Genomic DNA, 12,006 nt, shown 5'->3' with positions numbered 1-12,006 from the left:
AGCAAATGAAAAGAACATCGAATCGATTTTTTTACACACTGTAAAAAAATTTATACAAATACGAGAAAATAATGTCAAATTTTTTTGGAATATCGAAGTTAGGAAAGAAAAGGATAAGCGATGTTTAGAGTGTATATTTGAAAATAACATTACATTTATTATTTATTTTAATATAAAAATTAATATATAAATAAAAAATTATTGATACAATAGGTAATTGTTGGGTTTCTCTCGAAGATAGGGATACGTAACGAATAAATAGGATTAAGGAATGTGAGTATATGAAAAAATTAAGTAAAGTAATGTCATTTTGCTTGGTAGTTAGTATGTTTGTTCTAGCAGGTTGTGAAAAAAGTGAAAACAAAGTTCAAGTAAATGAAAAGATTGAACAGCTTGATGAAGCACCAGAAGTGACAGGAAAAGAAGCGAAAAAGATTGTACGAAAGAGCGTAGATAGGATAGCAAACGCTTTTAGTGAGATGGAAAAAGAAAATGGATGGAGCCGAAATAATCCTGGAGATATGGAGACAGCGAAAAAAGGAGTTAAGGGATTAGTTACAGATAAGTTTGTAGAAAATCAGCTTCCTAAGTCGCTTGACACATTTAATAGGTCTAGAGAGACGGATATGTTGCCATTCCCAATTCATATTGAGCCAGACGTGAGAATAACTTGTTCACAGAAAAATGATGTTTTAAAGATTGAGACGCTTATCCTTGCAAACGATATGGGGAATGAAGCGGAGACGTGGGAATTTGTTTTAGTTTATACCGATGGAAAATGGTTAATGGATAAATGGTCATCAAATACGCCAGTAGATTTAAAGTTAACTAAAGAAGAAGCTAACGAAATTCTTAGAGTTCAAGGTTTCAAGAATGTCTCTTTCGTTAGAGAAGAGAATAGTGGAAATAAGAAATATATTTTTAAAGAAAGTAACGGAGTAGTTGCTGTGGATGCCCAAACATCTGTTATTACTCACAATGTAGATGATGAAGAGCAAGAGAAGGTAACGAAACAAGATTTTATTCAAGAGCAAGAAACAGCTAAGGGAAATGATTCCAGTACGTATACTAGTTCAAAAGAAGAGAAGCAGCCAAAAAAAGAATCTTCTTCAGTATTAGGTAAAACTAAGGCTCTAAATGAGTTAGTTGCTCTAGAAAACGAAGAAAAACATACAAATGTTATGTCAACAAATGACATAGTAAATGAAATAGAAGGAAATTATCAACTATGGGATAATAAACTAAATGAAATTTACAGTACATTAAAAAATACGATGTCAGCTGATGCATTTCAGTCATTAAAAACAAAACAGATTGCATGGGTTAAAGAAAAAGAAAGTAAAGTTACAGCGATTGGTACAGATCCAAATAATGGAACGATGAGACGTATAGAGGCTTCGGAAGAGAAATATAAGATGACAAAAGAAAGATGTTACGAATTAGTTAATGGGTATATGAACTAAATTAAAGAATGCGTTGCTAGCTAGCAACGCATTTTTAAATTTACGCTTTTAATTTCATTACTGTATCAGCATCTGGTGTTACATATAATGTTTGTTGATTGTCATATGTAACAAATCCAAGTTTTGCACCGCTCGGTTTTTTGACATGGCGTACCTTTGTGAAATCTACAGGAACAGAACTAGAATCTTTTGCTTTACTGTAATAAGCAGCGATTTTAGCGGCCTCTTGTAAAGTCTCTTCCGTAGGTTCAAGAGAACGAATGACAACGTGGGACCCAGGTATGTCTTTCGTATGTAACCAAATTTCATCACGACGGGAGAATTTCGTTGTTAAATAATCATTTTGCTTATTGTTTTTACCGACGAAAATTTCTGTGCCATCACTAGCTAAATATTTGTCCAATACTGGTTTTGTCGGTTTTTTCTTTGAGTTTTTCTTCTTACGATTACGTACATAACCTTCTTCGGTCAGTTCTTCACGAATCTCTTCAATATCTTTTGAAGAAGCAACCTCCATTTGTTGAAGTAAGCTATCGAAATAAAGAATTTCTTCATTTGTTTTTACGATTTGTTCTTCTACAATAGCAACTGAATTTTTCGCTTTTTGGTACTTTTGGAAATAGCGTTGTGCATTTTCAGATGGTGTTTTTAAAGGATTTAATGTGATTTTTACAGTCCCACCATTTTCGTCGTAATAGTTAACGACTTCTATCTCTTTATCACCTTTTTTCAAAGCGTACATATTGGCTGTAAGTAGCTCTCCAAATAGTTGATATTTATCTGCTTTTCCGGCATCTTGTAATGTTTTTTCTAGTTTAATTAGCTTCTTTTCATTTTTTGTTTTTTCATTTTGCATAAAGCGTTCTAAATCGTGAGCTTGTTGTTTTACACGATCGCGCTCTGCTTTACCAAAGAAGAAACGATCTAATAATTCACTAACAGATGAAAATGTTTTTTCGTTTCCTTGTAAGTGAGAAAGAGGGAATAGGTAAAAGAACTCTTTTCCATTTGCTGTTATCATTGCTGGCACGTACTGATGTGTTAGCAAAGGTTTTTGCAAGCTGAAGAAAGCTTCAGATAATGCTTTTTCATTTGCCATACCTGCTTTTTTTACAACTTCTTTTGCAAATAATGGGGAAATTCCCATGAATGCTCCGACAAGTTGTTTGTCCATGTTGCCAGATAAAAAGTCTAGCGGTTTAATAAAATCATCTTCTGTTTCGATAAGAAGCGGATTAACTTTATGTTGTGCCGGTGGGGCAACATATTCAGCTCCAGCATATACAGTACGATGTCGGTTTACCGCTAAAGAAACGTGTTTTAAGCTATCTAAAATAACATTTGTTTTCGTATCTACTAAGATAATATTACTGTGTCGTCCCATTATTTCGATTACTAATGTTTTTACTGATTCGTCACCGATTTCATTGCGACTGCGGACTGTAATTTGAATAATACGTTCTAAGTCAATTTGTTCAATTTTTTCAATAAATCCACCTTCTAAATGTTTGCGAAGAAGCATACAAAACATCGGCGGTAGCGCTGGTGAATTGTAGTTTTGATTTGTTAAGTGCATACGCGCATATGTAGGGTGAGATGAAAGAATTAGTTTTTGGTTTTTTCCGTTTGCTCGAATATGTAATAAAACTTCATATTTTGAGGGTTGATATATTTTTGAAATTCTTCCTGTTTGAAGAGAATTTGCAATTTCATGTGTAATTGCTCTTGTAAATAATCCATCGAATGCCATGAATGAACACTCCTTTCTAACTAAAAGTTAATTATAGCATTTTTTTGGACGAGGCTGAATAAGCTTTCATTAGAGTATGTCTGGAATCAGGAGGTCGATGGCAGGATGAACTGGTATGAAATGCGAGCACATGAAGTGGAGGAAAGAACGAATACGAATGTGGAGGTAGGTCTTACAGAGCAAGAAGCAGAGGGCCGATTAAAGAAATTTGGCACAAATGAATTGCAAGAAGCAAAGCGGCCTTCTGCGCTTATGGTGTTTTTAGCGCAATTTAAAGATTTTATGGTACTTGTTTTATTTGGTGCTACAATTATTTCAGCTTTTTTAGGAGAGTATATTGATTCGATTGCAATTGTTGCAATTGTTATTATTAATGGTGTCCTCGGTTTCTTCCAAGAGAGGAAAGCTGAAAAATCGTTGGAAGCTTTAAAAGAATTGGCAGCTCCTCAAGTTACTGTACTAAGAAATGGGAAGTGGATAAAAGCGCCGTCAAAAGCGCTTGTACTGGGTGATATTATTAAATTTTCTAGTGGTGACCGTATTGGCGCGGATGTTCGCCTTGTGGAATCTTCAAGTTTATATATTGAAGAATCGGCTCTTACAGGAGAGTCATTGCCTGTACAAAAGAAGGTAGATGCGTTACAAGGTCAAGATGTTTCAATTGGTGATCAAAAAAACATGGCATTTATGGGGACGATGATAACGAGAGGTGCTGGAACAGGGGTAGTCGTAGCAACTGGAATGAATACAGCTATGGGGCAAATTGCAAATATGTTGCAAAATGCTGAGCAAATGGAAACGCCATTACAAAGAAGATTAGAACAGCTTGGAAAAATTTTAATTATTGTTGCTCTTATTTTGACGGCTCTTGTTGTACTAGCTGGTGTATATCAAGGGAATGAAGTGTATCACATGTTTTTGGCTGGGGTTTCGCTTGCTGTTGCAGCTATTCCAGAAGGATTGCCAGCTATCGTTACGGTTGCGCTATCACTTGGTGTACAGCGTATGATTAAAAAGAGGGCAATTGTGCGAAAGTTGCCAGCTGTAGAAACGTTAGGCTGTGCTTCTGTTATTTGCTCAGATAAAACAGGAACAATGACACAAAATAAAATGATGGTAACACATATGTGGTCAGGCGGAGAATTGTGGAAAGTAACAGGTCAAGGCTATGAGCCAACAGGTTCGTTTATGAAAGGTGAAGAAGTAATTGACCCTACTAAGACGAAATCACTGTATCAACTACTTACATTTGGCTGTTTATGTAATAATGCGAATGTTATTCAAAAGAAAAAGACGTATGTGTTAGATGGAGATCCAACAGAGGGAGCTCTCGTTGCTGCTGCAATGAAGGCGGGAATATCACGTGAAGCTCTTAAAGGAAAGTTTGAAGTCATTCGTGAATTTCCTTTTGATTCAACTAGAAAAATGATGAGCGTTATCGTTCGTGATCGTGAAGGTAAAAAATTTGTTATTACAAAAGGAGCACCAGATGTTCTTTTGCAGATGAGTCAAACAATTTTGTGGGGAAATAAGCAGCAGCCTTTAAGTGAAATGTATCGAAAAGAAGTGCAGGCAGCGATTCATAGTTTAGGAAGTCAAGCTTTACGAACGATTGCGGTGGCATTTAAACCGTTAAAAGCTACAGATTCAATTGAACATGAAAGAGAAGTCGAGCAGGATTTTATGCTTGTTGGAATACAAGGAATGATAGATCCGCCAAGACTAGAAGTGGCGCAAGCGGTGAAAGAGTGTAAGGAAGCTGGTATTAGAACGGTAATGATTACGGGAGATCATAAAGTGACGGCAATGGCAATTGCGGAACAGCTAGGGGTTTTACCGGCGGGTGGACGCGTTGTTGAAGGTGTAGAACTTACGAATATGGATGTAGAGGCATTAGAAGATATTGTAGAAGATACGTATGTATTCGCTCGTGTGTCTCCTGAGCATAAATTGAAAATCGTTAAGGCGCTGCAAAATAAGGGACATATAGTAGCTATGACAGGTGATGGAGTGAACGATGCTCCAGCTATTAAAACAGCTGATATAGGGATTGCGATGGGAATTACAGGGACAGATGTTGCAAAAGAAGCTTCTTCACTTGTGTTGTTAGATGATAACTTTGCTACGATTAAATCGGCGATTAAAGAAGGTAGAAACATATATGAAAATATTCGGAAGTTTATTCGGTATTTGTTAGCATCTAACGTTGGTGAAATTTTAGTTATGTTATTTGCGATGTTACTTGCACTGCCATTGCCGATGGTTCCAATTCAAATTTTATGGGTGAACTTAGTTACTGACGGTTTACCAGCGATGGCATTAGGTTTGGATAAGGCTGAAGGAGATGTGATGAAGAGAACACCACGCCATCCGAAAGAAGGGGTGTTCGCTAGAGGGCTTGCGTGGAAAATTATAAGTCGTGGTTTTTTAATCGGAGCAGTGACATTAGTAGCGTTTATTATTGCATTTAACCAGCATCCGAATGAATTGAAGTATGCACAAACGGTAGCCTTCGCAACATTAGTACTGGCTCAGCTTATTCATGTATTTGATTGTCGTAGTGAACATTCTATATTTCACCGCAACCCGTTTGGAAATATATATTTAGTAGGGGCGGTTATTATTTCTTTACTGTTAATGCTTGTAGTTATATATTATCCACCATTACAGCCGATTTTTAGCACAATGCCGATACAAGCACGAGATTGGTTGTTAATTGGAGGATTATCATCTATTCCGACCTTCTTATTAGTAGGATCCTTATTAACAAGAAAAAAGGGGAAAAAGAAAAAGCAGCTGTTATATAAGAAGGGATTAAACTTGAAATAGTCAATGATATGAAAATATGATATAATTTACAGAAGGTAGTAGAGTCGCATCTCTATTGCCTTTTTCATTGAGTTATTTCATGGCTTGGATGTGATAAAGATGATTTGTAGTATGACAGGATTTGGAAGATCGAAGGTAGAAAACGATACTTTTCAAATAACAGTAGAAATGAAGTCGGTGAACCATCGTTTTTTAGAAATGAGTATTCGGCTTCCGAAGCAAATGATGGCGTTTGAAGACAAGATTCGTAAAATAATTGCAAAGCAAGTTCGCCGTGGACGTATTGAAGTGTCTATTAGTATAACAGGCGAAGGGCTTGTTGAAAGAAAACTAACTGTGAATTGGGAACTTCTCAAGCAGTACCAATCCATTATGGAAGATATAAAAGGGAAATTTCAATTACAAGATTCTATTACACTCGGGCAACTAATGGGAATGCCAGAAGTAACGGCAGTTGAAGAAATAGAAAATGTAAATGAACAATTTGAAACCGGTTTATATGAAGCTGTTCGTCAAGCTGCTCATATGTTGAAAACGATGAGAGATGGCGAAGGAGAACGATTACATAAAGATATAGCATATCGTTTGCAAGAGATTCATAATTGTGTAAATGCAATTATTCCACATGCACCAATTGTTACACAAAAATATCGTGAACGATTAGAAAATCGCTTAAAAGAATTACATAACCAAGATTTAGATGAACAACGATTGCTGACAGAAGTAGCAATATTTGCAGAGCGTTCAGATATTCACGAAGAATTAGTTCGATTACAAAGTCATTTAGATCAATTTCGTGAAGCACTGCAAATTACAGAGCCTGTTGGAAGGAAAATGGACTTCATCGTGCAAGAGATGCATAGGGAAGTTAATACGATAGGTTCTAAGGCAAATGACTTAACAATTTCAAAATATGTCGTAGAAATGAAAAATAACCTTGAAAAAATTCGTGAACAAGTACAAAATATTGAGTAGCTTTCAAAAAATATATAAAGTTATACGTGGTGGAGAAATCGGATAGACTTACTAGGAGGCGCAAACTATGGCCATGCGGTTTTTAAATATTGGATACGGAAATATTGTATCTGCTCATCGAATTATTGCTATTGTAAGTCCGGAGTCAGCTCCTATTAAACGGACAGTACAGGAAGCGCGTGAACATAATGCTTTGCTTGATGCTACGTATGGGAGAAAAACAAGGGCGGTTATTGTTATGGATGATGGGCATGTAGTATTAAGTCCAATTCAGCCAGAGACGATTGCACATCGTTTGAATAATAAAGAAGATTTAAGTGAGGAAGGGTAGGTTTTACATATTTATGAGAAGTAGAAGAGGATTGCTCATCGTTCTTTCGGGACCTTCTGGTGTCGGGAAAGGAACGGTTCGAAAAGAGCTGTTTAGCCATGAAGACACACGTTTTCAGTACTCTATTTCAGTAACGACACGTAAACCGCGTGAAGGTGAAGTAGATGGTGTGGATTATTTCTTTAAAGAGAGAGAAGAATTTGAAGAAATGATTCGTAATGAAAAGTTACTTGAATGGGCTGAGTTCGTTGGTAATTATTACGGAACACCGATTGATTATGTTGAAAAAACGTTACAAGAAGGAAAAGATGTGTTCTTAGAAATTGAAGTGCAAGGAGCAATTCAAGTTAAGAAAGCCTTCCCAGCAGGTGTATTTATTTTCTTAGCACCTCCAAGTTTATCTGAACTAAAGAACCGAATTGTCGGCCGTGGTACAGAAACTGAAGATGTTATTGAAAATCGTTTAACTGTAGCGAAAGAAGAAATCGAAATGATGGACGCTTATGACTATGTTGTAGAAAACGATCAAGTTGAATTAGCTTGCGACCGAATTAAAGCAATTGTGGTTGGTGAACATTGCCGCCGCGAAAGAGTGGCAAAATACTATAAAGAAATGACGGAGGGTCTATAATTATGTTAAATCCATCAATTGACTCATTATTAACAAAAATCGATTCTAAATATACACTTGTAACAGTAGCTGCAAAGCGTGCACGTGAAATGCAAATTGCTGACAATTGTGTTATTGAAAAGCCTGTTTCTTATAAATGTGTAGGTAAAGCATTAGAAGAAATCGATTTAGAAGTATTAAAATATGTACCAAGCGATGACACAATAATTGATTAAGACATTCTTTTCGACAAATTAAAACATAGACTTTATAATTTTCTATGTAACGGTAACAACCTATTTACAAGTAGGTTGTTATTTTTTTACGATAGGGATGAAAAGGAATCGAAAAAGACGGAACGAAATACTGGTACTGACGAGCTGGAAATTCTATTTCAGTAGAATAAGTTTGAAAAAGAAAGAGGACGAGTCATATGCTAAAAGGGAAAAAGATACTTCTATGTGTAACAGGAGGCATTGCAGTTTTTAAAGCGGCTGCGTTAACAAGTAAATTGACACAAGCTGGCGCTCTTGTAAAAGTAATGATGAGTGAGTCGGCAATGAAGTTTGTTACGCCTCTTACATTTCAAGCACTTTCTCGCCATGATGTATATACGGATACGTTTGATGAGAGAGACTCCGCTGTTATTGCTCATATTGATTTAGCGGATTGGGCAGATGTTGTACTTGTTGCACCTGCTACAGCTAATTGCATTGGAAAGTTAGCTGGCGGTATTGCTGATGATATGATTACAACTACTTTGTTAGCTACTACAGCTCCAGTGTGGATTGCACCTGCTATGAATGTGCATATGTATGAAAATAAAATTGTTCAAAAAAACATGATGACGTTAAAAACATTAGGATATACATTTATTGAGCCTGGGGAAGGTTTTTTAGCATGTGGTTATGTAGCAAAAGGAAGACTGGAAGAACCTGAAGCAATTATTGGACGATTAGAAGAGGCTTTCTCGGAACAACAACCATTGCAAGGAAAACGAATATTAATAACAGCTGGACCGACACGTGAAAAGATTGATCCGGTTCGTTTTATGACGAATTTTTCTTCTGGAAAGATGGGGTATGCGATCGCAGAAGTTGCAGCAGGCTTAGGTGCTGATGTCATACTTGTGTCAGGACCGACAGCATTAGAGTCACCATTACATGTCACAACAATACAAGTGGAATCTGCACAAGATATGTTAGAGGCAGTCCTTCAGCATTATCAGAGTGTGGATGTTGTCATCAAAACAGCAGCCGTTGCAGATTACCGTCCGAAATATGTTCATGATAATAAAATGAAAAAGAAAAATGGCGATGCTGTAATTGAATTAGAAAGAACAGTGGATATTTTAAAAACGTTAGGTGAGAAGAAGGACCGACAGTTACTTATCGGTTTCGCAGCTGAAACGACAAACATAGAGGAATACGCAACGAGAAAATTACGTGAGAAAAATGCAAATATGATTGTTGCGAATGACGTGAAAGCGCAAGGAGCTGGGTTTGGTACGGATACAAATATTGTGACAATGTATAGAAAAGATGGAGAAATCATTGAGCTGCCACTTTTAACGAAGAAAGAAGTGGCTCGTGAAATATTAAAGCAAATAGAAATGATGTTAGAAGATGATTATGTATGAAGTTTGCAAGTGTAATTGTTGATGTACCTGCACGTCAAACAGATCGACCGTTTGATTATATTATCCCTAAAAAATGGGAAGATATCGTGCAAACAGGAATGCGTGTAGTAGTCCCATTCGGTCCGAGGAAATTGCAAGGTTTTATTATTGGCATAAAGGATTCGGTTGAACTAGAAAGTAAAAAGTTAAAAGCGTTGTATGAAATATTAGATGTCACTCCGGTTTTAAATGATGAATTATTAAAACTTGGGTATTGGCTTACAAGTGAAACGTTATGTTATATGATTTCAGCTTTTCAGGTGATGCTTCCGACGGCGATTAAAGCAACATATAAAAAGCGTCTGCAACTTCGTAACCGAGAAGAAGTAGCACCAGAAATTCTTTCTTTATTTCAAGGGAAGGAAACGATAGATTGGGAAGTTATCGAAGCACAGCCGCACCTATATCGCACTATTCAACAAGAAATTAAAAATGGTACGACTGAAGTGGTTTATCAAGTAAAGGATAAAGTGCAGAAGAAGAAACAAAGAGTAGTTCAACCGGAGTTGCCGGCAGATAAATTGGAATTAGCAGCATTTGAACTGAAAAGTAAAAAACAACAAGATGTACTCTATTATTTTGTAGAAAACTACAAAAGTGTACCGTTAAAAAATTTAACAGAAGAATTACAAATAACAGATGCTCCAATAAAAGCACTTGTTAAAAAGGGTCTAATCTCAGAAAAGTATGTAGAGGTATACCGGAGTCCGTATGACGATGATGATTTTGAACAAACGAAACCATTTCCGCTTACTGAGGAACAAAAACAAGTAATTACACCGATTTTGTCATCAATTACAAATGAAACTTACAATCCATTTTTACTATATGGTGTTACAGGAAGTGGTAAGACTGAAGTGTATTTACAATCTATAGCAGCGGTGCTCGAGAAAGGAAAAGAAGCAATTGTGCTTGTTCCTGAAATTGCGCTAACGCCCCAGATGGTAGATCGCTTTAAAGGTAGGTTCGGTTCGCAAGTTGCAGTTCTTCACAGTGCGCTTTCTGTTGGCGAGAAATATGATGAATGGCGAAAGATATTAAGAAAAGAAGTGAAAGTTGTAGTTGGTGCGCGTTCAGCTATTTTTGCTCCATTCGAAAATTTAGGAATCATTATTATTGATGAAGAGCATGAATCAAGTTATAAGCAAGAGGATAACCCAAAGTATCATGCAAGAGATGTAGCAGTGTGGAGAGGACAATACCATAAGTGTCCAATCGTTCTCGGAAGTGCAACGCCGACACTTGAATCGTTTGCTAGAGCGAAAAAAGGTGTCTATGGGTTGCTTACAATGGAAAAACGTATGAACAAACAAGCTTTGCCGACTGTAGAAATTGTTGATATGCGTGAAGAGCTTCGTGATGGAAATCGCTCAATGTTTTCAAAGGCACTGCATGAAAAAATAGCAGATCGATTAGAAAAGAAAGAACAAATGGTTCTCTTTTTAAATAGAAGGGGTCATTCTACGTTTGTGATGTGTCGTGATTGTGGGTATGTCGTACAATGTCCGCATTGTGATATTTCGTTGACATATCACAAAATGAACCATCGTTTAAAGTGTCATTATTGTAGTCATGAGGAAAATATGCCAACGGAGTGTCCTGCTTGTAATAGTACGTATATTCGTTTCTTTGGTACAGGGACGCAAAAGGTTGAAGAAGAAATCACAAAACTATTCCCTGAGGCGCGGGTCATTCGAATGGATGTGGATACAACAAGCCGTAAAGGAATGCATGAAAAATTATTAAAGGCGTTTGGTGAAGAGAAAGCAGATATATTACTTGGAACACAAATGATTGCAAAAGGGCTTGATTTTCCGAAGGTGACGCTTGTTGGCGTTTTAACGGCGGATACGATGCTTCATCTACCTGATTTTCGGGCGAGTGAAAAGACGTATCAGCTATTGACACAAGTGAGTGGACGTGCAGGAAGACATGAATTGCCAGGTGAAGTTGTAATTCAAACGTATACGCCGGAACATTACAGTGTAGAATTAGCAAAGAATCAACAATATGATGTATTTTATGAGCACGAAATGCAAATGAGGCAAATGAGACAATATCCGCCATATTACTACGTTGTACTTGTAACTGTATCTCATCCGGAGTTATTAAAGGCAGTCCAAGTGACGGAAAAAATTGTCGGTCATTTACGAACGCATTGTTCAAGGCAAACAATGGTGTTAGGGCCGGTTGCTTCAGCAATTCCAAGGATAAAAGATAGATATCGTTACCAATGCATGATAAAATACAAACGGGAACCAAACTTAAAGAACGTGCTCAAAATGGTAAATGAACATTATCAAGCAGAAATGCAAAAAGAGCTACAAATCTCAATTGATTTTAATCCAACAATGTTAATGTAGCGGAGGG

The 12,006-nt window shown here is 36.7% G+C and carries 9 protein-coding genes; 8 read left to right on the top strand and 1 reads right to left on the bottom strand.

Translation table 11 applies throughout. The features are described from left to right. Nucleotides 1-281: 281 nt before the first annotated feature. The gene (locus NSQ69_RS19075; protein WP_078206262.1) at nucleotides 282-1,463 is read left to right on the top strand and encodes a lysozyme inhibitor LprI family protein; all 1,182 of its coding nucleotides are present in this window, start codon (nucleotides 282-284) and stop codon (nucleotides 1,461-1,463) included. Between the two features lie 40 nt (nucleotides 1,464-1,503). Here NSQ69_RS19075 and NSQ69_RS19070 read toward each other — a convergent pair whose 3' ends face one another. Beyond that, nucleotides 1,504-3,213: an Rqc2 family fibronectin-binding protein gene (locus NSQ69_RS19070; protein WP_002128838.1), complete on the bottom strand. Its 1,710-nt coding sequence runs from the start codon at nucleotides 3,211-3,213 to the stop codon at nucleotides 1,504-1,506. 105 nt (nucleotides 3,214-3,318) lie between these two features. Here NSQ69_RS19070 and NSQ69_RS19065 point away from each other — a divergent pair, with 105 nt between their 5' ends. The 7 genes from NSQ69_RS19065 to priA all read left to right on the top strand — a co-directional run bounded on the left by NSQ69_RS19065 (nucleotide 3,319) and on the right by priA (nucleotide 11,999). Further along, on the top strand, nucleotides 3,319-6,042 hold the full coding sequence (locus tag NSQ69_RS19065) for a calcium-translocating P-type ATPase, SERCA-type (protein WP_033731200.1): 2,724 nt from the start codon (nucleotides 3,319-3,321) through the stop codon (nucleotides 6,040-6,042). A 99-nt stretch (nucleotides 6,043-6,141) separates the two neighbouring features. Continuing rightward, the gene (locus NSQ69_RS19060) at nucleotides 6,142-7,017 is read left to right on the top strand and encodes a YicC/YloC family endoribonuclease (protein ID WP_002088227.1); all 876 of its coding nucleotides are present in this window, start codon (nucleotides 6,142-6,144) and stop codon (nucleotides 7,015-7,017) included. A gap of 67 nt (nucleotides 7,018-7,084) precedes the next feature. After that, the gene (remA, locus tag NSQ69_RS19055; RefSeq protein WP_001251456.1) at nucleotides 7,085-7,348 is read left to right on the top strand and encodes an extracellular matrix/biofilm regulator RemA; all 264 of its coding nucleotides are present in this window, start codon (nucleotides 7,085-7,087) and stop codon (nucleotides 7,346-7,348) included. Between the two features lie 13 nt (nucleotides 7,349-7,361). Continuing rightward, on the top strand, nucleotides 7,362-7,979 hold the full coding sequence (gmk, locus tag NSQ69_RS19050; protein WP_002014492.1) for a guanylate kinase: 618 nt from the start codon (nucleotides 7,362-7,364) through the stop codon (nucleotides 7,977-7,979). Nucleotides 7,980-7,981: 2 nt separating this feature from the next. After that, a complete protein-coding gene (gene rpoZ / locus NSQ69_RS19045) occupies nucleotides 7,982-8,194 on the top strand; it encodes a DNA-directed RNA polymerase subunit omega (protein ID WP_002014493.1) in 213 nt (70 codons plus the stop codon). A 197-nt stretch (nucleotides 8,195-8,391) separates the two neighbouring features. Next, entirely contained in the window at nucleotides 8,392-9,597 is a 1,206-nt protein-coding gene (gene coaBC, locus NSQ69_RS19040) for a bifunctional phosphopantothenoylcysteine decarboxylase/phosphopantothenate--cysteine ligase CoaBC (RefSeq protein WP_002014494.1), read from the top strand. Next, nucleotides 9,594-11,999 (top strand): primosomal protein N', encoded by a 2,406-nt coding sequence (priA, locus tag NSQ69_RS19035; protein WP_002128835.1) that lies wholly within the window; start codon nucleotides 9,594-9,596, stop codon nucleotides 11,997-11,999. The genes coaBC and priA overlap by 4 nt, the downstream gene beginning before the upstream one ends. Nucleotides 12,000-12,006: the final 7 nt, after the last annotated feature.

It is taken from the genome of Bacillus sp. FSL R10-2201 (assembly GCF_038008665.1).
GTDB classification, from domain to species: Bacteria; Bacillota; Bacilli; order Bacillales; family Bacillaceae_G; genus Bacillus_A; species Bacillus_A mycoides.
The sequence above is the reverse complement of the archived record's forward strand: the minus strand, read 5'-3'. Positions and strand labels throughout refer to the sequence as shown.

Coding starts and splice junctions, on each gene's coding strand:
- NSQ69_RS19075 (WP_078206262.1), top strand. CDS start 282: ATGAAAAAATTAAGTAAAGTAATGTCATTTTGCTTGGTAGTTAGTATG.
- NSQ69_RS19070 (WP_002128838.1), bottom strand. CDS start 3,213: ATGGCATTCGATGGATTATTTACAAGAGCAATTACACATGAAATTGCA.
- NSQ69_RS19065 (WP_033731200.1), top strand. CDS start 3,319: ATGAACTGGTATGAAATGCGAGCACATGAAGTGGAGGAAAGAACGAAT.
- NSQ69_RS19060 (WP_002088227.1), top strand. CDS start 6,142: ATGATTTGTAGTATGACAGGATTTGGAAGATCGAAGGTAGAAAACGAT.
- remA (WP_001251456.1), top strand. CDS start 7,085: ATGGCCATGCGGTTTTTAAATATTGGATACGGAAATATTGTATCTGCT.
- gmk (WP_002014492.1), top strand. CDS start 7,362: ATGAGAAGTAGAAGAGGATTGCTCATCGTTCTTTCGGGACCTTCTGGT.
- rpoZ (WP_002014493.1), top strand. CDS start 7,982: ATGTTAAATCCATCAATTGACTCATTATTAACAAAAATCGATTCTAAA.
- coaBC (WP_002014494.1), top strand. CDS start 8,392: ATGCTAAAAGGGAAAAAGATACTTCTATGTGTAACAGGAGGCATTGCA.
- priA (WP_002128835.1), top strand. CDS start 9,594: ATGAAGTTTGCAAGTGTAATTGTTGATGTACCTGCACGTCAAACAGAT.